Raw genomic sequence first — 23,746 nt, forward strand, 5'->3', positions numbered from 1 at the left:
CGCGCGCCGCGGCTCAGCGCGCCAGCATCACCACGGTGCCGTCGCGGCACGCGACCGCCATCCGCTCCTCGCCCGCGGGGACGACCGCGACCGGCGCCGCGCAGACGCGCTCGGCGGCGATCGAGACGTTGCCGTCCGCCTCGACCACGCCGGCGCGGCCGCTCGCCCGCACGAAGCCGACGCGGCCCGCGCGGTCGATCACGACCGGCGGGCTCGGCTTCGCGTCCACCGGCCCGAAGAAGCCGGAGAGGCCACCGTCGGCGGGCGGGGCCGCGAGCGCCCGGTCGATGGGGACCCGGAGCGCCTCGTTGCCCGAGGGGTCGACCCCGACGAGCAGGCCCGCGGTCGAGAGGACCACGGCCACGCCGCGGGCGCCGATGGCGGGCGGCCCGTCGAGCGCGCCGAAGGCGCCGCCGACGCGGACGCCGGCGGTCCCGGTCGGCAGATCCAGCGCGACAAGGCGGCGGCCGTCGACGACCGCGAGCAGCGTGCGGGCGTCGGCCAGCGCGGCGCCGCGCCGGGGCAGGCCGCCGAGGGCGCCGAGCCGCCTCGGCGCGCTGGGCGGACGCCATGTCAGCACCGCGCCCGACTCGGTGGTGACGAGCGTGCCGTCGGGGCCGGCGAGCAGGGCGCCGGTCGCGCGATCCGGGAGCTCGGCGCGGGCGCGCACGCTGCCGTCCGCGGCGAGCTCGACGAGGGAGCGCCCCGCAGCTGCGACGAGCCCGCCGTCGTCGAGCGCGAGCGGCGTCACGTCGGCGTCGCGCCCGCGGAGGCCGAGGGGCACCGCGAAGCGCACGCCCCCCGCGGGCGTGAGCCCGACGGCGAGGCCGGACGAGGTGATCAGCGCGATGGTGCCGTCGCTCGTGATCGCGGCGGGCGCGAGCGGCGCGCTGTCGCCGATGCGCACGCGCCAGCGCTCCCGGCCGTCGGCGCCGAGCTTGACGACCTCGGGGACGGTCAGCGTGAGGACGAGATCGCCCGCGGCGTCGGCGAGCGGCGCCGCGTCGATGCCGCCGCGGAGCTGCTTTCGCCACACCTCGCGCGCGGGGAAGGGCAGCCGCGCCGCGGAGCGGCCGGTGCGGCGCGCGTCGAGCCGCTCGCTCGGCGCGAAGCCGCGGGGCGCGCCGACCACGATCGTGTGCGGCCGGCTCGTGTCCACCGCGTCGGCGAACGCGAACGGCGCCGCCGCGGGGAGCAGGGCCGCGGCCGCGGCGAGGACCACCCTGGCGAGGCGGCGCGGCCGGCGCGGGCGGCGCTCTGTCGGGCGCGCGGCGCTCACCGGGCGCCCTTCACGGTGAACTCGACCCACACCTCGGGGATCTCGGCGCCGCCCGGCGCGACGAACGGGGGCGCGACGCTGCCGTAGGCGGTGAGGACGTCCCCGCGCTGGGCGGGGTTGTCGGCGCCGTGGACGAGGCGGACCTTACACGCGTCCGACGAGCGCGCCGCGGCGCCGGCGCCGGCGGCCGTCGCGCCGGCCTTGCAGCCGGACGTCCGCGGCATCGAGAGCAGGATCAGCGTCGAGTATCCCTGCCGGCGCGCCTCGAGGACCTCGCCGGTCAGCGCGATCGGCTTGCCGATGACGTCCTTCCCGCCCGCGGCGAGCTCGACGTAGCCGATGGGGTTGCGGCCGGCGAACTCCTTCGCTGCGGTCTCGAGCCGGTCGACCCGGCGCACCGCGATCTTCGCGATGCGCGGGGCCATGCCCTGCATCTTCGCGCGCACCTCGAACTGGGTCGCGCCCACGGACGAGACGTTCATCACGTGCGCGAAGGTGCCGTCGGGGCGGACCGTGATCGGGTGCGCGCCGGCGAAGAGCTGGGCGCCGCGGGCCGTGCGCCCGGCGAGCACGAAGCTCTCCTTGTCGATGACGACGCTCGGGCCGGGCGCCTCGATGCCGAGCGGGACGATGCCGACCGCGACGCTCACCACGCCCTGCTCGCGCGGGCCGTCGGGCGGCGCGACGGTGTACGGCACCTGCCGGCTCAGGGTCTTCGTCTCGTCCGAGAGCCCGGTGACCGCCTCGGTGACGTCGATCGACTCGATGGCCCGACCGCTCGCGAGCGTGACCTCCTTGCCGTCGAGCGTCACCTGCGTGCCCTTGCTCGCCTCGACCACGACCTGGATCGAGGGGCGCTCCCCCTGCAGGGTGCCGAGGTCGGGGCGGATCCGGTACGCGACGTGGATGGAGACGCCGACCGTCTCATCGCGCCCCCGGCCGGGCCGGTCGATGGCGACCTTCATGTGATTTTCGCCGACGGAGAGCGGGCTCGCGAGCGGGATCTGCGCGACGCGGCCGGCGATGGTCGCGCGGCCCTCGCCGATGGAGACCGCCGTGCCGTCGGGGCAGCTGTCGCACCGGAGCTCGATGACCTCGCGGCCGCCGGCGTCGGCGCGGGCGCGCGCGGTCACCGGGGGCGCGCTCGGCCAGAGCAGCGCGAACAGGACGGCGCCGAGCGCGAGCACGCCGCCCGCGGCGACGACCACGACGGCCCGGCGCGACGAGCGGCCGCGCCGCTGCGGCGGCGCCGGCGCGAGCCGCTGCTTCAGGCGGTGCGGGCGCATGAGCACCGGGTTCCGCAGCTCCGGGGCGCGGAAGCGCACCGGGGCGATGGTGGCGCCGAGCTCGCCGGCCGGCTGGTAGCGCGCCTCGAGGTCGGGATCCGGCCCGGGGTCGGCCGGGGCGCCGGGCGCGAGCGGCGCGATGCCGGGCCGGGCGACGCCGACCAGCGTGCGGGACGCGGCCGGCGGCGGCGCCGGACCGCGCGCCGCGAGGCTCGGGGCGAGGGGCACCGTCTGATCGAGGAGCTGCGCGCCCGGCGGCGGGTAGACCGGCGCGCCCGGGGCCGCGTACGCCGGCGCGCCCGGCGGCGGGTAGACCGGCGCGCCCGGCGGCGCCGATGCATCGAAGCGCGCTCGCGGCGCGGCTGCCCCCGGCGTCCCCGCGGCGAGCGTGCCCCCGGACAGGCGCGGGTCCGCCTGTCCGGGCGCCGGGCCGAAGGCCGCGGCGGGCATGCCGACGATCGTGCGGGAGGCGGCGCCCGGCCCGCCGGCCACGGGCGGCGGCGCGGCCTTGCCGTGGCCCGCGCCGCCCGGATCGGCCGGAGCAGGCGGCCCCTGCCGGAGCAGATCGGGGAGCGCGACGCCGACCATGGTGCGGGCCGTGGGCTTCAGATAGCCCGCGGCGCCGCCCGGCAGCGCGAGCGCGGCGCCGCAGTGCGGACACACGTTCGCGCCCTCGGGGATCGGTTTCCCGCAGTGCGGGCAGTGCATGGGCGCCATGGTAGCGAGGAACCGCGGCGCGGTCAGGCTCCGGGCGATCCGGCGCGCGCGCGGCGCCGTCCTCGCGGCAGAAACGACGGCGAATCCACGGGACGGCGCCCCGCGGCTCCGGTGCCGGCGCGCCGCGCAACAGTTGGCCCGCGGCCGGCAGGTACGCTAACGCGGACGTATGCTCGCGAAGCGCATCATCCCGTGCCTCGACGTCAAGGACGGCCGCGTCGTGAAGGGCGTCCGCTTTGTGGGGCTGCGGGACGCCGGCGATCCGGTCGAGGCCGCCCGTCGTTACGACGCCGAGGGCGCGGACGAGATCACGTTCCTCGACATCACCGCGTCGCACGAGAAGCGCGGCATCATCCTGGACGTCGTGGCGCGCACGGCGGACGTGCTGTTCACCCCGCTGACGGTCGGCGGGGGCGTCAAGTCCGAGCAGGACATCGAGGCGCTCCTCCACGCCGGGGCCGACAAGGTGGCGATCAACACCGCCGCCGTGAACGATCCCGACCTCGTGCGGCGCGCCGCGGATCGGTGGGGCACGCAGGCGATCGTGGTGGCGATCGACGCGCGCCGGATCCCGGATCCCTCGCGCGTGGCCTGGACGGTGGTGACCCACGGCGGCCGGCGCGATACCGGGCGTGACGCGGTCGCGTGGGCCGAGGAGATCGCGCGCGCGGGCGCCGGCGAGCTGCTCGTCACGAGCATGGACCGCGACGGCACGCGGGACGGGTACGACCTCTTGCTGACGGCCGCCATCGCGCGGGCCGTGCCGGTCCCGGTGATCGCCTCGGGCGGCGTGGGGAACCTGGATCACCTGCGCGCCGGGCTCGTGGAGGGCGGCGCCGATGCCGCGCTCGCCGCGTCGATCTTCCACGACGGCGAGTACACGATCGGCGAGGCCAAGGCGTACCTCGAGGCGGCGGAGGTGCCGGTCAGGCCGGCGCGCGCGGGCGGATCGAGCGGCGCGGCGGCGCGGGGGCGCTCGTGAGCGCCTGCGTCACGCTGGAGGAGGTGCTCGCGGCGGCGCACGCGCGGTGCGCCTCGCTGGTGCCGGAGACGTCGGGCTACCTCGCGCTGGCGGTCGGCGACGCGACGTCGCGGCTGCCGCTGCGGCTGGACGATCGCGCGGTGCTGCTCACGACCGAGGGCACGGTCACGGTGCGCTCGCGCGGCGAGCCGGTGGCGCCCGCCGAGGCGGCGCGGCTGCTGCGCGATCTGCTCGCGCGGCTGCTCTCCGCGTCGGCCGGCAGCATGCCGAACCTCGCGGCGACGGCGCGCCCGCGCCCGGCGTCCGAGCTGGACCCGGACGCGGTGGCGCGGGAGCTCGAGGCCGCGCTGATCCCGGTGAACCGCAACGCGGCCCGGCGCGCGCTGGCGCGGCTCGCCCGCGAGACGCTGCGCGCCAAGGAGGCCGGCCGGCTGAGGCGCGCGCGGGCGGAGGTCCAGGAGAGGCCCGCGGCCCAGGGAGCGAGCGAGGGGGTGAAGCCGCCGCTCGCGCGACCGGAGCGCGCGCCGCATGCCGAGGCGGCGGTCGCGCGGCGCGAGCCGGCCGCCGAGACGGCGCGCGACGAGGCCGCCGCGGCGCGCGACGGGGCCGCGGCGGCGCGCGACGAGGCCGCGCCGCCGCGGCCGGCGATCGTGGAGCTCACCCTCAGCCCGGGGCCGGTCGCGCCGGCGATCGTGGAGCTCACGCTCAGCCCCGGGCTGGTCGCGTGCGAGACCGCGGGGCGTTCGCTTTCCCCCGCGATCGCGGGCGAGGTCGCTGAGACCGCCGCCGTCGCGTCGTCGCCCGAGCGCGCCGCAGTCGCCGACGAGCATGCCGGGGCGGCCGAGCCTTCCACCCACGCCGCCGCGCAGACCGACGCGGTCGAGCCTCCCGCGCACGCCGCCGCGCCAGCGGAGTCTTTTCCGGAGCCCACGCCGACCGTCGTGCAGGCGGTCGTGGAGGTCGAGGCGGACGGAGCGCCGGCCGAGATCCCGCTGATCCCGGAGCTCATCGAGCCGGCGCGGTCGATCGCGCCCGTGGCGCCGATCGCGACGAGCTCGCCGATCGCGTCGGCGGTGGAAGCGGTTGCGCCTGCCGAGGCGCGCGCCGTCGTCGCCTCCTCGCCGGTCGTCTGCGGCGCCTCGGCGTACGGGGAGGCGCTCACGAGCCCGGAGGGGATCGAGGTGTTCCTCGTCGACTTCTCCCCTGCCCCCGCCGTCGTCGAGTCTCCTCCCCGGGAGCCGACGCCGACCCAGTCCATCCTCGTCGAGTTCTCGCCGGATCCGGCCGGCGTCGTCCCGCTCTCGCAGGAGCCGACGCCGACCGTGGCCACGGCCGTCTGGGCCGAGATGGTGGCGGCCGAGGGCGCCGTGGCGGCCCCGCCGGCGGAGGCGACCGCCGACGTGACCGACGTCCCGCCGGAGGCGGTCGAGACCGCGCGCGTGCCCGACGTCCCGCCGGAGGCCGTCGAGACCGCGCGCGCGCCCGACGTCCCGCCGGAGGCGGTCGAGACCGCGCGCGCGCCCGCCATTCATTACAAGGTCGAGGAGGCAGCAGCTCTCCAGGTCACGCCGGCGTACGGCGGCTGGCCGCTCGTCCATCGGGAGCACCTCGGCGGCCTGCCCGTGGGTCCTCGAACGGCGGCCGCGTCGGTCGAAGAGACGCCGGCGTCGCGGCACACGCTGCCTTGGCCGCTTCCGGCGCCGCGCAGCGACGACGCTCTGCCCGCGCCGGCCTCCGCGCCGCTGGCAGCTCCTGCCCTGCCGGCCGAGGCATCGCTCGCGGTGGAGGCCGTGGCCCCGGTGTCGGCGCCCGACGTCGTGCCGCCCGCGCACGCAGCTTCCGCCGATCCGCCCGCGGACGCGGCGCCGGCCGACCCGCCCGCGCACGCAGCTTCCGCCGATCCGCCCGCGGACGTGGCGCCGGCCGACCCGCCCGCGCACGCAGCTTCCGCCGATCCGCCCGCGGACGCGGCGCCGGCGGAGGAGCCGTGCCCGGCCGGCCTCGGTCCGATCGACGCCATCGTGTGGAGCGCCTCGCGGCGGTCCCCGAGCGCGCGCCCCCCGGCGGACGGCGCCGGCGCTTCCCGGGTCGACGAGCTCGTCGCGCGCTTCGTCGCGCAGTCGGAGCACAGCGCGCAGCGCCGCGCGGCGCGCAGCATGAAGGCGCTCGCCGGCCTCGACCTCACCCTCACGCCGCCTCCGGTCGCATCCCTCTCCGCGAGCGCCGCGCTCGCCCTCCCGGGCGTGCGGTCGCCCCTGGCTGGGGCGGAGCGTCCCGTTCCGTCCGAGCGCGCCGCGCCCGCAGCCGAGCGGGTCGCGCTGGACGAGGACAGCAGGCCGCCTGCGCCCGTGGTGACCCCGCGCCGGAGAGGTCTGTCCTTGTGGCTCGCGCTCGTCGCGCTCGCGCTGCTCTGCGCCGGGCTCGCCGGGACGCTGCGGCCCGAGCTCTTCGTGTCGATGGCCGAGCCGCTCGCGCGCGTCGCCCTCCGCGTCGTGCCGCACGCGGAGGCGAAGACGCCGCCCCCTCGCGATTGACGTTGCCCCGGAGGAGCGACGACACTCGTCGCCATGCAAGAGCAGAGCATGGCGATCGTGAAGTCGCTCGTGAGCGTGGCGTGGGCGGACGGCGAGTTCCACGACGCCGAGCGCGAGATGGTGGAGGGGCTGATCGCGGCGTTCGAGGCGAACGAGGATCAGGCCAAGGAGATCCGCGCCTACGCCGCCGAGCGGAGGACCCTGGACGACGTTCCGCTCGGCGAGCTCGGCGGCGAAGACCGCCGCGCGCTGCTCCAGCACGCGGTGCTGCTCACCTTCGTCGACGGCGAGCAGCACGACGCCGAGAAGCAGTACATCGCCGCGCTGTGCAAGAAGCTCGAGATCCCCGAGGCCGAGTCCGAGCCGATCATCCAGGCAGCCGAGGCCCGCGCCCGGCGCCTCCTGACCTTGCTCTGACGTGGCCGGAGCGGCTGGCGCGCTGCGACCCGCGATGGCTACTCCATGACGGCGGCGTATCGCCCGCTGGGCGTGACGATGACGTGGGCCTGGAGCGGGACGTTCAGCTCATGGGAGAGGTGGCGCAGCTCGTGGGTCATCGCATGGTCCTCTCCGGTCGGCGTCGGATCGCCGCTCGGGTGGTTGTGGGCCAGGACGAAGCTGACGGCTGCCATGTCCAGCGCAGCGCGCAGGATGGTCGCGCGGCCCGCGCCAGCGGTGTGCGCCGTGCAGGGCGACAGCGCCCGCTGCACCGCGACGTGACACGGCTGCTCCTGCCCCTCTGAGGAATCCCCTCAATTTTTCGGGGAATTCACGTGAAGACGGGAAGCAAAATCTCTGGGAAATCTTCTTGCCTTCCCGCCTTCATGTTCAATTTCTCGTAGGAATCGGCCACAAAATGAGGGGATTTGTCAGCCTGCCCCTGGCTGCGCTCGATGACGGAGCGGTCCTTGCGCGTGATCCTCACGGTCGTCTGCAGCCCATCCGGATCGATCGCCGACTCCGGCCTGTTCCCCGCATACGCATACGCGTGCAGCGACGCCTGGATGCAACTCGGATCCGGGCTGATGCACCTGCCGCTCTCCGGGTCGTAGTACCGGTAGCGGTTGTCGTAGAGCCCCGTCTCCTCGTCCTCGTACTGCCCGGGGAACCTGAAGCTCGTCGCGCCGCGCGACGCGTCGCTGACCCTGCCCCAGGCGTCCATCTCGATCTCCGCCAGCACCTTCCCCTGTGCCGACGACCTGGCGGAAGTACCGGAGGTGGCCGTGCTCGTCGCGCAGCACGTAGCACCCGTCCTCGCGCGCGATCGAGCGCGCGGGCGACAGCCGGATCGACTGCCCCGGCTCCAGGCTCGGGATCGGCTCGCGCGTCCCGTCGCCGCGCCACAGCGCGAGCCCCCGCCGCCGCTCCTCGATCTCCCACGCCAGCGCGTGCGTCCACCCGAAGCCGAGCCCCACGTCGCGCTCGATCGCCGCCGCCGACGACGAGCACTGCCGCGCGATGACGAGCCGCATCGGCGCGGGCAGCACCAGATCCACCACCGGCACGGTGAACACCCGCCCCGTCGCCACATCGACCGGGTCGCCGGCCGTCGTCTTCCCCGCCGCGGCCGCGCGCGGGGTTCGGGCAGCCGCTGCCCGAGCGACCGCCGTGGGTCATCGCGGTAACGTGCGTGTCTTTCGCTGGCGCGCCGGCCGGCGCTTCGAGGTTGCCAGGAGGCGCTCCTGGATCGCCGCTTGCGTTTCGCGGGGCAGCGTCGCGAGATACTCCTGCGACAGCGCGCGGAGCGTCGTGTCCGGCAGGGCGAGCACCGCCTCCGCCTCGCTCAGCCCCGCGAGGCGCTGCTCGGGCGCGAGCCCCGCGAGGCGCTGCTCGGGCGCATACGACCGCAGCACCTGCTCCGGCTCGTACGACTGCAGCACCTTTTCGGGCGGCAGCCGCGCGACGATGCGTGCCAGCGCCTGCTCGAAGCTCTCGAGGACCCGCTTTTCGTCCTTCATGTGCCGCTTCCTCTGCCCCGGCAGGGGATGCCGGACCTGCTCGACATGCTCCAGCAGTGCCCAGAACACCGCGATCTCCTCGGGGGAGAGCGCCGGGATGCCGCCGGGGTCGGCGACCATCCCAGGCGTCACAGTGTACAGCAGATGCTCGCCCGCGCGAGCGGTCGCCGGGACCGTCTCCACCACCCGCAGCGGGAAGACGCCGAGCCGTCCTTCGTGCGTGCCCGGTCCGGTCGTGGCGAGCGCGCACCCGAGCGATCTCAGCGCCCCGAGGAAGCGCTGGGTCACGCGGGGCGCGACGACGCGCAGCGCCACCGCGGCGGGGTCGTCGATCTCGGCGACGACGAGGTACTGGAGCGCGTAGGCGAGGAGCATGCGGGCGTCATCGCGCTCCAGCTCGTCGGTCGGCCCCTTGAAGTGCACGAGCGTGTGCTCGGCGAGCTCGCCCACCACGCTCGTGAGCAGGCGCGGCGCGGGCGGGGCGCCCCGGCGGCGGCGCCGGAGGATGACGATGTCGACGCGGAGCGGCTCGCGCGCGAGCTGGAGCTCCGAGATGCACTGGTACCAGCCCTCGGGCACCACGTGCTCCAGGAGCGCGACGAGCACCGGGTGCCAGGCGGTGTAGACGCGAGCACGCCGCTGTCGCTGCGCGGCTCGCCCGTCGCGCGTCGTCGCTGCGCGCTTGCCCCTCGCCATCCGGAGCAGCGCTGCCACGGACGCCGCCCGCCGGCGACGTCGTGGCGTGACGCGGTGAACTCGGCGACGTCGTGGGAGCCCCGCGGCGCTCGGCTACTCCAGGACGGCGGAGTATCGCCCGCTGGGCGTGACGATGACGTGGGCCCGGAGCGGGACGTTGAGCTCATGGGAGAGGTCGCGCAGTTGCTGGGTCATGGCTTCGTCCTCCGCGGTCGGCGTCGGATCGCCGCTCGGGTGGTTGTGGGCGAGGACGAAGCTGACGGCTGCCATGTCCAGCGCAGCGCGCAGGATGGTCGCGCGGCCCGCGTAGACGGCGTCGTCGACACCGCGAGCGAGCATGCGCGTCTCGCGCACGCGGCCATGGCTATCGAGCGACGCGATCCAGAGCTCCTCGTGGACGAGGGAAGCGAGCTTCGGGCCGAAGGTTCGCGCCACGCGCGCGGCGTCGGTGAGGAGCGCGCCTCGGCGAGCGCGCGCGGCGTGAGCGCGGCGGCCGAGCTCGAAGGCCGCGGCGAGCCGGGTGGCGTCCAGGAGCGCGATCTGGGTTCGCTCGGCGAGCGCCGCGGGAGAGAGGCGACCGAGGGACGGGAGGGCGGCCGTGCCGAGGATGCGCGGCCCCACGGCCGGGATGCCGAGCACCATCTCGATCAGGCCGGCCTCGGTCGCGGTCGGGATCTCGGCCGCCGTCGCGGCGGGCGCGTCGACGGGGGCGGTGCTCATCGCGGCCACCTCCGCCGGCGTGTGAGGGCTCGGGCGAAGAGGCGCCGCGCGAGGCGGAGCCGCGTGGCGACGGTCGGCCTCGGGATCGCGAGCGCTTCGGCGATCTCGCGCATCGTGAGGCCCGTGGCGGTGAGCGCCAGGACCTCACGGAGCTCCGCGCGGAGGCGGTGGAAGGCACGGAGCAGCCCGCGCGCCACGAGGCGCGGCTCCGGAGAGGGCGCAGCGAACGCCGCGAGCCGGTGAGGCTCGACCGCGGCCACCTCATAGCGGCGGTACGCCTTGTCGCGGTAGTGCGAAGCCTGCCGCGAGGCGACCGCGGCCAGCCAGGCGCGCAGGGCGTCGCCCGGCGGCTGATCGAGGGACGGCCGGAAGCGGCCGGCGCGCATGCTGCGAAAGGCGCCGAGCACGGTCTCCTGCGTGACGTCGTCGAGATCCGCGGCGCGAACGCCGCGGGCGCGCAGCGTGCTCCGGATGAGCGGGCGGTGCTCGAGGAGCGCCGTGGCTTCGAGATAGACGGCGGGGTGAGACGACGCGTGACGGGGCTCGGGCGGGCGACCGAGCCGGCCGCGAGCCGTGGAGCGCGGACGGCGGCGTGAGGGCGGATCGATCTCTTGGCCCTGTTCGGGGCGTGGACGTACTGTTCTCATGTCGGACCTCGTTGCTGCGGGGTTCGGCCACGCTGCCCGGACGGTTGGCGCCGTCGCGGGCAGCACTTGCTTATGGGGAGCTTACGTGGTGCAGAGGGACCCAGCAATCCAAATGTGCCATATGGGGCAGTATTCCAGATCGGACGAGCGCCGATTCCTTCGCCATGCCTGATGCGCGGTTGGAGGAGGTGCTCCGCTTCATTGGGGCTAACGTTCGCCGGATCCGCGAGAAGCGCGGCATGACGCAGCAAGAGCTCGCCGACGCGGCTGGGATCGCCCTCCGCTTCCTCCAAAAGGTCGAGCACGCCCAGAGCAACGTCGGGGTGGCGGTCCTTGTGAGGCTGGCCGACGTGCTCGGCGTCCGACTCGGCGTGCTGTTCCGCCAGCGGGAGCTACCGCCGGTGAAGCGGGGCCGGCCACGCAAGGCACGACCCCGCGAGCCGTGAGCCCGAACGTTGGGCAAGCGCTTCGAGGCCGCTGCGGAACGAGGCGGCGCCTACGTCACCACGTGCGTGGCGGGCGGCATCGCCCATGGCACGCCGACGCCCAGATCCTGGGCCGCTCGCCTGGTTCGGGACGGAGCTGCCCCGGTGGGCGTGACGATGACGGGATCGGCGAGGGGGATGCCCGTTGCGAGCGCGCGGCGTGGACGCCGCGGCCGAGCTCGAGTCGTCCGGTGTGGAGCCCGCACGAACACGCGCTGGCCTCCCTCGACAAGGCGAGGCAGCCGTCAGGTACGCTACCTTTCCACGATGAGTGGGGCCGGGACGACGGGGTGGGGTCGGAGCTCAAGGCGCTCCCCGCTGACGCGGCGGTCAGCGGCCAAGGGGGCTGACGACGCCGAGAGGGCCGCGGTCGACGATGTGGGTGTCGATCATCGTGGTCCGCCCATCGTCGTGGCCGAGCAGCGTCTGGATCGTCCTGATGTCGAGCCGCGAGAGGACCGAGGGGAGGTGCTCCGGCCGGCGTGCCCGTTCGAGCGCTTCGAGCCGGGGTATCTGCAGGTCGAGAACCCGCTTGTAAAGGAAGATGCGCGCGCACAGCGCTTGGTTCTGCGTGGATGCCGCGGTGCGGCGTGCGACCGCAAGCTCGTCACGGAAGGCCGTGACCTCTTCCGCGCCCATCTGCCGTGGGGGCTTGCCGCTGTGGAAGCGGACGGGCACCCAGCCGTCGGCACGAATCTTGCGCGACGACACGCCGTCGCCGTCCGAGACCTAGCAACGGGAATACGTAGATACGCAGCGGCGGCCTATCTCCGCAATCCCGCAGATAGGCTGCGGAAGGTCGCGGTCTATCTGCGGGATTGCGGAGATAGGCCATGATGGGCCGCGACTTATCCTCGGGAATATGGAGATAGGGTGCCACGGTTCGCGGCCTACATGCGAATGCGTGGACATGTCGTGCATCACAGCCAATTGCGACGTTGGGCGGGCGATCGGGAATTGGGGCTTCCGATCCATGCTTCGCATAGCATGCCCTCCCGCGAGATCGCCGAACTCGATCTTGACGCAGCCTAGCGATTCGCCTCAACTTCGTCACAGGTCGTTCACTCTTCATCATCACCGCAAACGGGTCTTTCATGGATGCAAAACAGCGTGAGCGCCAGCGGGCGCGAAAACTCAAGCAGGACAAGAAGGACAGGAAGTCGGCGAGGCGCCGCGAAGCGGAGAAAGCGGTCACGCGCCGAGTACCCGTGACGCCTGTGGAAAGCCGTAGGCTCGATCCACCTGCGGCGCCGGCGTACCTGTACAAGTACGTCGGAACCGCTAATCATCACTTCGCGATCGTAGAGAACTTGGAGATTCGATTCAGCCAGCCATCAGTGCTGAATGATCCTCAGGACTGCCAGCCGCAAGTAGTCGCCCCGAGAGATCTCCAAGCCGCAGTTGATCGAATCATCCAGCGCAACGTCGTCAAGAATCCTGGTCTCTGGTCGAAAGCCGAAATCGCCCGCGCCCGCTCTGATCTGCTTCGTTCCTACCGCACTAACATCGACAAGCGGATTCAGGAGTCCGCGGATGTCCTGCGCCGCAATCTGGACGTGCTCGGCGTCCTGTCTCTAGCAGACACTCCCGACAGTCTCGATATGTGGACTCGCTATGCCGATGACCACAGAGGCTTCGCAATCGAGTTCGACACACGCTACGGTCCGTTGATCCAACGGCCTGGTGAGAGCGGATGGCAGGGACTGCCCGCACCTGTGACCTACCAACCCAATAGACCTGAGGCCTTTTGCGACTCGGCGGAACTCGAACTGCCGGACGAGCTCGTCCTTGTTAAGACTACCCCGTGGTCCTATGAGCGTGAATGGAGAGTGGTCCGCGACAGAGCAACTGCCGATCGGATCGTTTCACCGGGAGCCACCGAAGTCTCGCTCTTTTCCATCGACCCGCGTGCGATTTCGGCGATCTATGTCGGTAAGGATGCCTCCGCAAGCAATGCCCAGCGGCTTCGTGATGCTCTCGCGCGCAATGCCGCATTGACTCATGTTCGTCTGGTACATGGAAGTGTCTCTGACAAGGGCCACCTTGTGTTTGCGTGAACGCAGTTCGCGGAACGTGAGCTTGCCCGTCAGTTCACACCCGAGGTGGACCCGTGCGCGGGCGCAGAAGGAAATCGGCAGAGAGCCCCGCTTGGTATAAGCGGCATGCCGCCCAACAAGGGGCTGGTGACCGACGCGTGGGTGCGCTGCGCGCACCCACGCGCGGCACAGCCCCAAGACGTTCGGCGCCAGAGCGCATAGCCGACGGTTGTTGTCGCCCAACACCTCATGCGGGGCGGGAACGCCGCGGGGCAAAGTACGTCGTGGCCGATGTCACCGCGCCGCGCCACGAGGTCGCCGGCCGGCGACGGTCGTGGTAGCGCTGCTCCTGATGGCGAAGGGCAACCGCACGGCGGCGACGCGCAAGGTTCGATCCTCGCAGCGACAGCGGCGTGTTCGCGTCTACACCGCCTGGCACCCGGTGCTCGTCGCGCTCCTGGAGCACGTGCTCCCCGAGGGCTGGTACCAGTGCATCTCGGAGTTCCAGCTCGCCCGCGAGCCCCTCCGCGTCGACATCGTCATCCTCCGTCGCAGCCGTCGCGGAGCCCCACCCAGGCCGCGCCTGCTCACGAGCGTGGTGGGCGAGCTGGCCGAGCACACGCTCGTGCACTTCAAGGGGCCGACCGACGAGCTCGAGCGCGACGACGCGCGCATGCTCCTCGCGTATGCGCTCCAGTACCTCGTGGTCGCCGAGATCGAAGCTCCCGCCGCGGTCGCCCTTCGCGTGCTCGCGCCCCGCCTGACCCCGCGCTTCACCGAGGCGCTGAGGTCGCTGGGCTGCACGCTCACACCGACCGGGCCGGGCACGCATGAGGGGCGGCTCGGGGTCTTCCCGCTGCGGGTGGTGGAGACGGTGCCCGCCAACGCTCGCGAGGACGAGCATCTGCTGTACACTGTGACCCCTGGGATGGTCGCCGACCCCGGCGGCATCCCGGCGCTCTCCCCGGCGGAGATCGCGGTGTTCTGGGCGCTCCTGGAGCATGTCGAGCAGGTTCGACACCCCCTCCCGGGGCAGAGGAAGCGGCACATGAAGGACGAAAAGCGGGTCGTCGAGAGCTTCGAGCAGGCGCTGGCACGCCTCGTCGCGCGGCTGCCGCCCGAGCAGCGCCTCGCGGGGCTCGCCCCGGAGCAGGTGCTGCAGGCGTACGCGCCCGAGCAGCGCCTCGCGGGGCTCGCCCCCGAGCAGCGCCTCGCCGGGCTCACCGAGGCGCAGGCGGTGCTCGCGTTGCCGGACGCGATGCTTCGTGCGTTGTCGGAGGAGTACCTCGCGACGCTGCCCCGCCAAACGCAAGCGGCGATTCAGAAGCGCCTCGGGGCGGCATCGGGGCGGCAGCCCGCGCGACGACGAAAGGCGCGCGGCCCTTCAAAATGACGACGGGAGAACGCAAGCTGCGGTGGCGGTCGCGTGATTCGTTCTTCCTGACCGGGCGCCGAACATGCCAATGCGGCTGACGGCTCGGGCAACCGCGCTTCGCGCGGCAGCCCGCCCCGCAGCAGATTGGCAAGGCGTTCGGCACGCGCTCCGGGCTCCGCCGGTACCCAGTGAGAGTCGCGATGATGCTGCGGACAACATTACACGTTGCAGTTGCCCAGAGCGGCAGCGAGATCTGGCGGCGAAGAGCGGGCCCACAGTGCGATCGGGAGCGTCGCAGAAGGCAGCGGCGCTCGGACGTCGTGTCGTTGGGGCGCTGGAGCGCGATTGCCACGAAACAGGTCGCTTCAGATGAACAAGCGAACTCGCAAGAAGTTGCACAAGCGACACCTCGAACTCGACGTAATCGACCTCAGTCTGGTCGCGTTCTGGAGGGCTCGTCTCTTCGAGACCCCCGTAGGAAACGATCTCCCACTCGACGGAAGCCACCTCGAAGGGGTTCCGGAACGGTTTAGGAAGGCCATCAGGCGACACCGGCTCGAGTACGACGTGGCGAGGGTCCCCGCAACCGAGGCCGAGCCGTGGCTCAGCGAAGGCGGGCTTATCGTCTTTCGGTTCCGAGCACGCGAGTTCCCCAGTGTCGTGCGGTACTCGGGCAACAACCCGGATGTTATCTGACGGCGCACAGGGATCTTGCGGGATGCGCCATGCTTCAACCTGACATCCAGACCGCGAAGCGATTTATTGGAGTCATCGTGAAGTGGAGGGCGGTGCCGAACAAGCGGCTGGTGCTGACGTTGCGCCGAGTCTCGCTGCGCTCGGCGCGGCCCCCCGCAGCACACCCGCAAGTCGTTCGGCCCGCCCGCCATGGGCGACGAGGAGACGGCCCTGGCGGAGCGCGACCGGTTGGGCGAGGCGCTCCTGCCGGAATGACGGAGGGGTTGCGGCGGGTCCGCGGCGCTAGCGCGCCGCGTTCTCGATCCGGCGTGGCTTCAGACCGGCGCGCCAGTCGGCTCGACCGGCGGAGGTTCGGGCGGCGCCGGCTCGTCCGGCGCGGAGGCGGTGCCCCGGCGCTTCGGGCGGAGCCGCCGCAGGGCGTTGCGGAACGAGGCGGCGCTGAAGCGGCGCTTGCCCTCGGGGATGTCCCAGCAGGCGTTGACGCCGGCGGCGCGCGCCTCGTGCCCGAGCAGCGTGGCATAGGTCACGATGGAGTTGCGGAGCACCATCGCCTCTTCCCGGTTGCGCAGGCCGAGGATGCCGAGCAGGTCGCGGCCGCTCACCTCGTCGAGCAAGGCGCTGCCTTCGCGCAGGAACTCCTCGGTGAGTCCGACGGGCGACAGGCGGGTCCGGTGCTGCTCGGCGAGCCGGAGCAGCATGGCGAGGTCGCTGGTCTCCTCGGTGAGCGTGCCGCTCGTGTTGACGTCGGCGAACTGGTCGGCGACGTCCGGCTCGAACGCGAACGCCTGGTCGGCGAACGCCTTGAGCCGCGCGCGCCAGGGCCGGCTCGCCTTGATCACCTGGTCGACGGGCCGCACCTGGTAGGCGCCCGTGCGCTTGCCCTCGCCGAACCAGAGGTTCGCCGTGTCGAGGAGCTGGATGGCGCCGCGGAGCAGCGCGCGGCGCTCGGGGCCGTAGGCCTTGCTGGCGAGCGGCGCCTCGTACTGGACGACGGACAGGTAGAGATCCCGGAGCTCCGTGAGGGTGGTCGAGATGGGTTGGCTCGGCTCCATGACCTCGCGGACGATGCGGTCCATCTCGGGACGCGCGGTATCGAGGAGGGTCCGGAACTCCGCGGGGGTGGCGACCGCGCGGGTCTCCTTCAGGACGGCGAGCTGCTCTTGCGACAATTCGATTCCCATGAACCTACCTCCATTGGGGTGGCGAGCGGGCAGACGTAGCATGACGGCAGAGCTCGCAACGACCCACGTGGGCTCCGGTGATCCGGAGAGCACGATTGCGTCTCCGCGGCGCTGCGCCAGCGCGCCCGGGGGGCGCCCCTGCGCACCGGCGCGTGGGCCCAGCGGGCCGGGAGCGCGGCCAGCGCCGCCGAGACGGCCGGGAATCGTGTCAGCAGGTCCGAGGAGCCGTACCAGCACATTCGAGGAGCCGCACCAGCACGTTCGAGGAGCCGTACCAGCACATTCGAGGAGCCGTACCAGCACATTCGAGGAGCCGTACCAGCACGTTCGAGGAGCCGTACCAGCACGTTCGAGGAGCCGTACCAGCAGGTCCGAGGAGCCATACCAGCACGTTCGAGGAGCCGTACCAGCACGTTCGAGGAGCCGTACCAGCGGACGCTGGCAGGCATCCCGGGGCTGCTGGGGGAGTCGCCGGGAGGTGCTGGCAGGGAGCCGCGAGGTGCTGGCAGCCCACCGGCCGATGCTGGGCACGGCGCGGCACGTCGCGGGCGTCACGCGCAGCGGTGCGCGCGACGGCGAGTGGACGCAGGCGTGAGAAGCGGTCAGCGCGGAGGCGCCGTACCGGCCGCCGCTCGTGACACCGAAGCCGCGTGGGGCGGAACCGGATCGCGTCGCCGTGGCGCTCGACGACGGCGCTCTTGAGTTTGTCCGGGCGGGGCGGCGAAGGGTCCCCATCGGGTGCAGCAAGGCGAACAACGCACGATTCTATCCACCACCAAAGACGAGGCCGAGCACGGCCACCGCGAAAGGAGACGAGCTACGAGGCCAGCGCTCTTGGGGCGTTCGCTCATGTGTCAATCGCCGAAGGCTTCGGTGCCTGCTTCGGCATCGGAGGGATGCTTTGGAGGCGTCTCCGTGCACGTCCAGCGCGCCCTGCAGCTCGGCGTCTCGATGTCGGCCCTCCTCGCAAGGCGACGTGAGCGCCGGCGGGGGGCTGTGCGCGGCGGCGCGCGGGTGGGCGCGATCGAGCACCGAACGAGGTGCCATAAGCTCTCAGGGGACTCTACGTCTCAGGCGCGCCTTGTGTGGCGCGCGACGAGACGTCTCAGGAGGCATGGCCCGAAGTGAGACATGCCGGGTGGTGTTGCATGCGCAAGCTCCCCGGCCCCCGTCTTGGCGGATGGCCGAGCGCCCACCCGCGCGCCGCCGCGCACAGCCCCCCGCCGGCGCGCGGCTCGGCGCACCCGCCCGGGCTTGGTCCCGCCCGGCTCGGATCCCTTCCGCGCGATGTTGCAGCGCCGTCGCGCGCGTGTCGCCCATCCAGCGCATCCTCCCGCCGCTCGGGCCGCCCCGGAGCGTTCGTCGTCGAGGAGTGCTCATGAATTACGACATCGGCATGATCTGTCAGGCCTGCGGCTGCGTCACCATCTTCCAGGCCGGCACCGACACCCCGCGGCGGTGCGCTCGCTGCGACGACGCGGACATGGATCCTCCGCCCGCGCCGCCGTCGCGCGAGCGGCCGGCGCGAGCTGGCGGGCGCAGCCGCCGGCCCGAGGCCGCGCAGCTCGACTGGATGGAGTGATCAGACCGGCGCGCCGAGCTGCCGGAGGAGCTCTCGCACCACCCCGCGAGCGCAGTGCTCCCGGTAGGCCCGCGTCGAGCGCACGTCGTCGATCGGCGCGATGTCCTGCGCCACCGCGGCGTCGACCTCCGCCGCGGTGAGCTCGCCGAGCGGGCGCGAGAGGCACAGCGCGCGCACGGTCGGCAGGAGCGCCGTCGTGGGCGCGACCGACGCCATCCCCAGCCCGAGCCGCGCGAGCCGCCCGGATCGCACCTCGGCCACCCCCGCGAGCGCGACCTTCGAGATCGCCTGCGCCCGGCGCGCGCCGACCTTCCGCCAGTACCAGGGCGATCCGCGCTCCGGCAGCGCGATCTCCACGGCCACGATCACCTCGTCCGGCGCGCGCGACGTGCGCTTGTAGCCCGTCTGCAGGGCGCTCATCGGGATGCGCCGCTCGCCCCGGACGCTCTGCACCACGACGGTCGCGTCGTAGGCGGCGAGCGCGGCGACGCCGTCGGCCGCCGGCGACGCCGTGGCCAGGTTGCCGCCGAGCGTGCCGCGCGCCTGGATCTGCACCGCGCCCACGTCGCGGCTCATCCGCGCGAGGAGCGGCGCCCGCTCCACGATCGCGTCGCTCCGGCGCATCTCGAGGTACGTCGTCGCGGCGCCCACCCGGAGCGTGTCGCCGTGCGTGCCGCCGTAGATCGAGATGCCGCGCAGGTCCGAGAGCCGGGACACGTCGACGACGAGCGGCGGCGCCGCCGGGCCGGCGCCGCCCGGGGCCGGCGCGCCGAGCGGCGGCCGGAGCTCCTGCTCGACGACCCAGTCGGTGCCGCCGGCCAGGAGCGCGACCGCCGCGCCGCGCGCGGCCTGCTCCGCCACGAGCTCGCACAGGGCGCCCAGCCCCGAGACGCGCCGCATCTCGAACAGCCCGAGATCCGCGATGCTCACGGCGCCTCCCCTCCCCCGCCGCGGCGGAGCGCCGCCGCGGCGCGGACGCTCTCGACGATCCGCTGGTAGCCGGTGCAGCGGCAGAGGTTGCCCGCGAGCGCCTCGCGCACCTCGATCTCCGACGGATCCGCGTTCCGCGCGAGCAGCGCCTCGGCGGAGATGAGCATGCCGGGCGTGCAGATCCCGCACTGCGCGCCGCCCTCCTCGATGAAGCAGCGCTGCAGCGGCGACAGGTGCCCGGCGGCCCCGAGGCCCTCGACCGTCGTCACGCGCCGGCCCTCGCACTGCCCGATCGCGACGAGGCACGCGTTCACGGGATCGCCGTCGATCAGCACCGTGCACGCGCCGCACTCGCCCTCCGCGCACCCCTCCTTCGTGCCCGTGAGCCCGAGCGGCCCCCGGAGCGCGTCGAGCAGCCGCGAGAGCGGCGGCAGGTCGACCTCGCGCGGCGAGCCGTTCACGACGAGCGATACCTTCATGCGCGCTCCCCTCCCCCCGCGGCGCCGCGCGCCGCCTCGAACAGGCGCTCCGGCGTGAGCGGCAGCGCCCACGCGGCGATCCCCGTCGCGTGCTCGACCGCCGCGGCGATCGCGGGCGCGCCGCCGTCCATCGGCATCTCGCCGATGCCCTTGGCCCCGCCGCCCGGACCGAACGGGAACGGCGCCTCGACGAGGTCGACATGGAACGGCGGCGCGTCGAGCGACGTCGGGATGATGTAGTTGGTCATCCGCGGGTTCCTGATCTTGCCGCCCTGCCAGACGATCTCCTCGGAGAGCGCCCAGCCGATCGCCTGGAGGCTGCCGCCCTCGATCTGCCCCTTGCACATCACCGGGTGGATCGCCTTGCCCACGTCGGCGGCCGACCAGAAGTCGACGACCGTCACCTCGAAGGTGTCGAGGTCCACCTCGACCTCGGCCACGTCGCACGCCCAGCCGAAGCACGGGTACGCGTCTCCCTTGTAGGCCTCGTCGTCCCAGCGCACGTAGCCCGGCGGCTCGTACTGCTTCAGCGACGTCACCTGCCCCTCGCGGGCGAGCAGCAGGTCGGCCGCCTCCTCGAAGCTCGGCGCCGCCGCGCCCGCGCGCCCCTCCGCCGCGGCGCGCTGCCGCGCCGCCTCCTGCTCCGCGCGCACGCGGCCCGAGAGCTCGCGCGCCGCGGCCTCGAGGATCGACCCGACCACCATGACGGTGCGCGACGCCACCGTGGGGCCCGAGTCGGGCACCGTCGTCGTGCACGGCACCGCGAACTCGACCCGATCGAGCGGCAGCCCCGCCGCGTCCGCGGCGATCTGCCGGAACACGGTCTCCGTCCCCTGGCCGATGTCCGTCGACGCCGTCCGGATGCGGAGGCGCCCGCCGGGCGCGAGATCCAGCGCGACCTTGCCCTTGTAGTAGCGCTCGCCCGACCCGGTGAACCCCGCGCCGTGCATGAACACGGAGAGCCCGACCCCGCGCGCCACGCGCCCGCGCACGACCGGGCCGGCCGCGCGCTTCTGCTGGTAGCCGCTCGCCTCGATCGCCTTCGCGATGCACTCCTCGCCCGCCACGCTCGCGTGGAGCACCTGCCCCGTCGCGGTCGAGTCGCCGGGGCGCAGCACGTTCTTCGCCTTCAGTTCGAGCGGATCGCGGCCGAGCTCCCGCGCGACGCGGTCGAGGTGCCGCTCGATCGCCCAGATCGTCTGCGGCGCGCCGAAGCCGCGGAAGGCGCCGTTCGGCGGCGTGTTCGTCGCGACGGCGGTCGCCTCGATCCACACGTCGTCCCAGCGGTACGCGCCCGAGGCGTGGAGGGCGCCGCGCGACAGGACCACCTGCGACAGCGTCGCGTACGCGCCGCCATCCATGAGGATCCGGACCTTCAGCGCGCGGAGCGTGCCGTCCCGATCGCAGCCGCTCGAGATCTCGCACGACGCCGGGTGCCGCTTCGTCGTCGCCTCGATGTCCTCGGTCCGGTCGTAGATCATCCGCACCGGCCGGCCGCTCTTCTTCGCGAGGAGCGCCGCGTGGAGCGCGATGATCGACGGGTACTCCTCCTTGCCGCCGAAGCCCCCCCCGGTCACCGACTGGGTGATGTGGATCCGGTCGGGCGGGAGCCCGAACGCCTTCAGGAACGCCTTGTGCACGTAGAACGGGCACTGGATCGAGCCGGTCGCGTGCGCGCCCGCCTCGTCCCACCAGGCGATGACCCCCTGCGGCTCGATGTAGAGCTGCTCCTGGTGGTGCGAGGCGTACGTGCCGGTGACGACCACCTCGCAGCGCGCGAGCGCCGCGTCGATGGCGGCCTCGCCGCGCTCCCGCTCGGCGTCGGGGCGCCCCTTCGTGATGAGGTACCGCTTGATGACGTTGTCGGCGCCCCAGATGATCTCCTCGCGCTCGAGCGACGCGCGCATGTCGAGCACCGGCGGCAGCGGATCGATGTCGAGCGCGACGGCCTGGACCGCCCGCGCGAGCTTCAGCCGGTCCGCGCAGCCGAGCAGGACGATCGGCTCGTAGGCGTGGTTCACCTTCCCCGTCCCGAGGATCGGCTGATCGTCCAGGATCAGCGCGACCACGTTGACCGGGACGTCCTCGGCGAGCACCACCGTGACGTCGCTCCAGTCGAACGCGGGGTCGAACCGCACCCCGCGGAGGATCCCGCGCGGCACCGGGCTCCGCACCGTGCGCCCGAAGATCTCGCCCGGCATCGCCGGGATGTCGTCGACGTAGCGCGACACCCCCGTGACCTTGGGGGGGCCGTCGGCGCGGGGCACGCTGTTCCCCACGGCGCTCGCTGAGGCTGGAGGGCTCGTCGCCATTCTTCTGCTCCTCCTCACCGACGATAGCCCGGTCGCCCGGGCGACGTCGACCCGGCGCCGCGCGCCCCCACGCCCGGCGCGCGACGTCAGCGAACGCCGCCGCGCCGGCTTCCGTCAGGCCAAGAAGCGCGGCGGCCCCCCGAGCACGCGGAGCACGTCGACCGGGACGTTCAGGTCGTGCAGCACCCCCGGATCGTCCACCTCCTCGTCCACGCACCGGTCGCCGAGCGCCCTCAGGTGATCCCGGAGCGGCGGTGGATCCGCCTCGAGGTAGCGATGCAGCGCCTCGGCGCGCAGCACCACCGGGTGGCCGCCGCGGCCGAGGTGCCGCGGCCGCACCGCGAGCGGCGCCGCCGCGGACGGCGCGCCCGCGTCGAGCCGGGCGAGCAGCCGCCCCACCGTCGCGGCGCTCGCGGGGGGCACGTCGACCGGCGTCACGACGACGGCGTCCGCGTCGCCGATGCGCGGCGCGGCGACGGCCAACGAGCCCGCCGGGCCGAGGTCGTCCCGGGCGGTCCACGAGACAAGGTCGATGCCCGGCCGCACGTGGGCGAGCAGCGCGTGAAAGACCGAGGTGCGCACCACCACGAGCACCCGCGCGCTCTCGGCCGCGAGGCGCGCCTCCGCGTGCGCGATCGCCAGCGGCCGCTCGGCCCCGCCCTTCTCCGCCGCGGGCCAGGCGAGCAGCGCCTTGGGCCCCCCGAGCCGCTTGCCCGCGCCCGCGGCGAGCACGATCGTGATCACGGTCTTCATCGAGCCTGCTCCTCCCCTGCCGGCGCGACCGCGACGGGCGACGCGGACGGCGCGGACGACCACCGCGCGCGCTGGCGCCCGGAGCGCCAGGCGATGAGCTCCGCGGCGAGCGCGACGCTGATCTCGGCCGGCGAGCGCGCCCCGATGTCGAGCCCGACCGGCATCCTGACCCGCGCGACGTCGCGCTCCGCCACCCCCTTAGCCTCGAGCCGCGCGCGCGTGCGCGCCGCCTTCGCCCGGCTCCCGACCCCACCGACGTAGCCGAAGCCGCGCGCGAGCGCCCACGCGATCGCCTCCTGGTCGAGCCCGTGATCGTGCGTCATCACGAGCGCCGCCGCCTCGCCGAGATCCCTCGGCAGGCCCGCCGTCACCTCGGGGTCGTCGTGATCGGCGAGCACGAGCCGCACCTGCTCCGCGAGCGCCGGCATGGGCCCCTGCTGCGCAACGTCGTGCGGCGGCGACACTCCGGCGAGCGGCGCGGACGGCAGCACGCGGGCGGGGTCGGCGGCGGCGGCGCGCGCGTCGCAGAGGGTGACCCGGAAGCCCAGCGACGCGAGGAGCGGCGCCGCGAACGCGCCGACGTGCCCGGCGCCGATCACGACGACGTGCACCGCGGGGAGCATCGGCTCGATGAGGACGTCGACCGAGCCGCCGCAGCACATGCCGAGGCTCGGGCCCAGCCGGAAGGTCTCGAGCTTCGGGGTGGTGGCGAGCTCGTCGAGCGCGCGCCCCATGATCCCGAGCGCCGCCCGCTCGACGGCGCCGCCCCCGATCGTGCCGATCGCGGTGAGATCCTCGAACAGGCAGAGCTTCTGCCCTGGCGTCGACGGCGCCGACCCGTGCCGCGCCACCACCGAGGCGAGCACCACCCGCCGCCCCGCCTCCAGCGCGCCGAGCGCCGCGCGCAGCACGTCGTGCGGCAGCGCCGTCCGCGGGATGACCTGGCTCAGATCCGGCATGGTGGAACTCTAGCGACCCGGGGACCGAAAACGAGAGCGCCGAGAGCGCCCGCGCCGAAAGAGCTTGCCGGAACGCCGCGCTTGTCGCGAAAGTCGGGCCCGCGCGGCGAGCGGCGCAGGCGCCCCCCGGATCCCGGCC

Annotated in this window: 22 protein-coding genes and 1 pseudogene; 8 read left to right on the forward strand and 15 right to left on the reverse strand. The window is 73.7% G+C overall.

What is annotated here, in order from left to right; translation table 11 throughout:
* Positions 1 to 13 precede the first annotated feature (13 nt).
* Together WMF26_RS35300 and WMF26_RS35305 are read right to left on the reverse strand one after the other, a co-directional pair.
* On the reverse strand, positions 14 to 1,279 hold the full coding sequence (locus tag WMF26_RS35300) for a hypothetical protein (protein ID WP_437996306.1): 1,266 nt from the start codon (positions 1,277 to 1,279) through the stop codon (positions 14 to 16).
* Positions 1,276 to 3,273, reverse strand: a complete 1,998-nt coding sequence (locus tag WMF26_RS35305) for a zinc ribbon domain-containing protein (protein ID WP_437996307.1) — start codon at positions 3,271 to 3,273, stop codon at positions 1,276 to 1,278. Before WMF26_RS35305 ends, WMF26_RS35300 begins: the two co-directional genes overlap by 4 nt.
* A gap of 178 nt (positions 3,274 to 3,451) precedes the next feature.
* Between WMF26_RS35305 and hisF the strand changes: the two genes are divergently transcribed.
* Genes hisF through WMF26_RS35320 form a run of 3 tightly spaced genes read left to right on the forward strand, consistent with a single transcriptional unit; the run spans position 3,452 to position 7,215 of the window.
* Positions 3,452 to 4,264, forward strand: coding sequence for an imidazole glycerol phosphate synthase subunit HisF (gene hisF, locus WMF26_RS35310; RefSeq protein WP_437996308.1), 813 nt, complete (start codon positions 3,452 to 3,454; stop codon positions 4,262 to 4,264).
* On the forward strand, positions 4,261 to 6,798 hold the full coding sequence (locus tag WMF26_RS35315) for a hypothetical protein (RefSeq protein ID WP_437996309.1): 2,538 nt from the start codon (positions 4,261 to 4,263) through the stop codon (positions 6,796 to 6,798). The genes hisF and WMF26_RS35315 overlap by 4 nt, the downstream gene beginning before the upstream one ends.
* A gap of 33 nt (positions 6,799 to 6,831) precedes the next feature.
* The gene (locus WMF26_RS35320; RefSeq protein WP_061626700.1) at positions 6,832 to 7,215 is read left to right on the forward strand and encodes a TerB family tellurite resistance protein; all 384 of its coding nucleotides are present in this window, start codon (positions 6,832 to 6,834) and stop codon (positions 7,213 to 7,215) included.
* Between the two features lie 38 nt (positions 7,216 to 7,253).
* Here the strand turns inward: WMF26_RS35320 and WMF26_RS35325 are convergent, their stop codons facing one another.
* The 6 genes and pseudogenes from WMF26_RS35325 to WMF26_RS35350 form a co-directional block, all read right to left on the reverse strand.
* On the reverse strand, positions 7,254 to 7,508 hold the full coding sequence (locus tag WMF26_RS35325; RefSeq protein WP_437996310.1) for a JAB domain-containing protein: 255 nt from the start codon (positions 7,506 to 7,508) through the stop codon (positions 7,254 to 7,256).
* 59 nt (positions 7,509 to 7,567) lie between these two features.
* Positions 7,568 to 7,978 carry an RHS repeat-associated core domain-containing protein gene (locus tag WMF26_RS35330; protein WP_437996311.1) on the reverse strand — a complete coding sequence of 137 codons (411 nt, stop codon included), beginning with the start codon at positions 7,976 to 7,978 and terminating at the stop codon, positions 7,568 to 7,570.
* Between the two features lie 154 nt (positions 7,979 to 8,132).
* Positions 8,133 to 8,330, reverse strand: a pseudogene (locus WMF26_RS35335) (DUF6531 domain-containing protein); the annotation flags it as partial.
* Between the two features lie 81 nt (positions 8,331 to 8,411).
* Positions 8,412 to 9,470, reverse strand: a complete 1,059-nt coding sequence (locus WMF26_RS35340) for a hypothetical protein (RefSeq protein WP_437996312.1) — start codon at positions 9,468 to 9,470, stop codon at positions 8,412 to 8,414.
* A 75-nt stretch (positions 9,471 to 9,545) separates the two neighbouring features.
* On the reverse strand, positions 9,546 to 10,172 hold the full coding sequence (locus WMF26_RS35345; protein WP_437996313.1) for a JAB domain-containing protein: 627 nt from the start codon (positions 10,170 to 10,172) through the stop codon (positions 9,546 to 9,548).
* The gene (locus tag WMF26_RS35350) at positions 10,169 to 10,819 is read right to left on the reverse strand and encodes a sigma-70 family RNA polymerase sigma factor (RefSeq protein WP_437996314.1); all 651 of its coding nucleotides are present in this window, start codon (positions 10,817 to 10,819) and stop codon (positions 10,169 to 10,171) included. Before WMF26_RS35350 ends, WMF26_RS35345 begins: the two co-directional genes overlap by 4 nt.
* 164 nt (positions 10,820 to 10,983) lie before the next feature.
* On the opposite strand from WMF26_RS35350, the gene WMF26_RS35355 reads away from it, so the two are divergent.
* Complete coding sequence (locus tag WMF26_RS35355; protein WP_061626696.1) at positions 10,984 to 11,265, forward strand: helix-turn-helix domain-containing protein; 282 nt, start codon at positions 10,984 to 10,986, stop codon at positions 11,263 to 11,265.
* A gap of 369 nt (positions 11,266 to 11,634) precedes the next feature.
* Here WMF26_RS35355 and WMF26_RS35360 read toward each other — a convergent pair whose 3' ends face one another.
* On the reverse strand, positions 11,635 to 12,015 hold the full coding sequence (locus WMF26_RS35360) for a site-specific integrase (RefSeq protein ID WP_437996315.1): 381 nt from the start codon (positions 12,013 to 12,015) through the stop codon (positions 11,635 to 11,637).
* Between the two features lie 383 nt (positions 12,016 to 12,398).
* Between WMF26_RS35360 and WMF26_RS35365 the strand changes: the two genes are divergently transcribed.
* The 3 genes from WMF26_RS35365 (at position 12,399) to WMF26_RS35375 (ending at position 15,411) form a co-directional block, all read left to right on the forward strand.
* A complete protein-coding gene (locus WMF26_RS35365; RefSeq protein ID WP_437996316.1) occupies positions 12,399 to 13,361 on the forward strand; it encodes a DUF2971 domain-containing protein in 963 nt (320 codons plus the stop codon).
* 313 nt (positions 13,362 to 13,674) lie between these two features.
* Positions 13,675 to 14,733: a hypothetical protein gene (locus WMF26_RS35370; RefSeq protein ID WP_437996317.1), complete on the forward strand. Its 1,059-nt coding sequence runs from the start codon at positions 13,675 to 13,677 to the stop codon at positions 14,731 to 14,733.
* Positions 14,734 to 15,084: 351 nt separating this feature from the next.
* Complete coding sequence (locus tag WMF26_RS35375) at positions 15,085 to 15,411, forward strand: hypothetical protein (RefSeq protein WP_437996318.1); 327 nt, start codon at positions 15,085 to 15,087, stop codon at positions 15,409 to 15,411.
* 314 nt (positions 15,412 to 15,725) lie between these two features.
* Here the strand turns inward: WMF26_RS35375 and WMF26_RS35380 are convergent, their stop codons facing one another.
* Positions 15,726 to 16,592 carry a hypothetical protein gene (locus tag WMF26_RS35380; protein ID WP_437996319.1) on the reverse strand — a complete coding sequence of 289 codons (867 nt, stop codon included), beginning with the start codon at positions 16,590 to 16,592 and terminating at the stop codon, positions 15,726 to 15,728.
* Between the two features lie 1,378 nt (positions 16,593 to 17,970).
* Here WMF26_RS35380 and WMF26_RS35385 point away from each other — a divergent pair.
* Positions 17,971 to 18,174 carry a hypothetical protein gene (locus WMF26_RS35385; RefSeq protein WP_437996320.1) on the forward strand — a complete coding sequence of 68 codons (204 nt, stop codon included), beginning with the start codon at positions 17,971 to 17,973 and terminating at the stop codon, positions 18,172 to 18,174.
* Here WMF26_RS35385 and WMF26_RS35390 read toward each other — a convergent pair whose 3' ends face one another.
* The 5 genes from WMF26_RS35390 to WMF26_RS35410 form a co-directional block, all read right to left on the reverse strand.
* On the reverse strand, positions 18,175 to 19,104 hold the full coding sequence (locus tag WMF26_RS35390; protein ID WP_437996321.1) for an FAD binding domain-containing protein: 930 nt from the start codon (positions 19,102 to 19,104) through the stop codon (positions 18,175 to 18,177).
* Complete coding sequence (locus WMF26_RS35395; RefSeq protein WP_437996322.1) at positions 19,101 to 19,583, reverse strand: (2Fe-2S)-binding protein; 483 nt, start codon at positions 19,581 to 19,583, stop codon at positions 19,101 to 19,103. The genes WMF26_RS35390 and WMF26_RS35395 overlap by 4 nt, the downstream gene beginning before the upstream one ends.
* Complete coding sequence (locus WMF26_RS35400; RefSeq protein ID WP_437996323.1) at positions 19,580 to 21,895, reverse strand: xanthine dehydrogenase family protein molybdopterin-binding subunit; 2,316 nt, start codon at positions 21,893 to 21,895, stop codon at positions 19,580 to 19,582. The genes WMF26_RS35395 and WMF26_RS35400 overlap by 4 nt, the downstream gene beginning before the upstream one ends.
* Positions 21,896 to 22,009: 114 nt before the next feature.
* Positions 22,010 to 22,648, reverse strand: a complete 639-nt coding sequence (locus WMF26_RS35405) for a nucleotidyltransferase family protein (RefSeq protein ID WP_437950557.1) — start codon at positions 22,646 to 22,648, stop codon at positions 22,010 to 22,012.
* A complete protein-coding gene (locus WMF26_RS35410; RefSeq protein WP_437996324.1) occupies positions 22,645 to 23,607 on the reverse strand; it encodes an XdhC family protein in 963 nt (320 codons plus the stop codon). The genes WMF26_RS35405 and WMF26_RS35410 overlap by 4 nt, the downstream gene beginning before the upstream one ends.
* Positions 23,608 to 23,746 lie beyond the last annotated feature (139 nt).

The organism is Sorangium sp. So ce185, from assembly GCF_051526825.1.
GTDB classification, from domain to species: Bacteria; Myxococcota_A; Polyangia; order Polyangiales; family Polyangiaceae; genus Sorangium; species Sorangium cellulosum_D.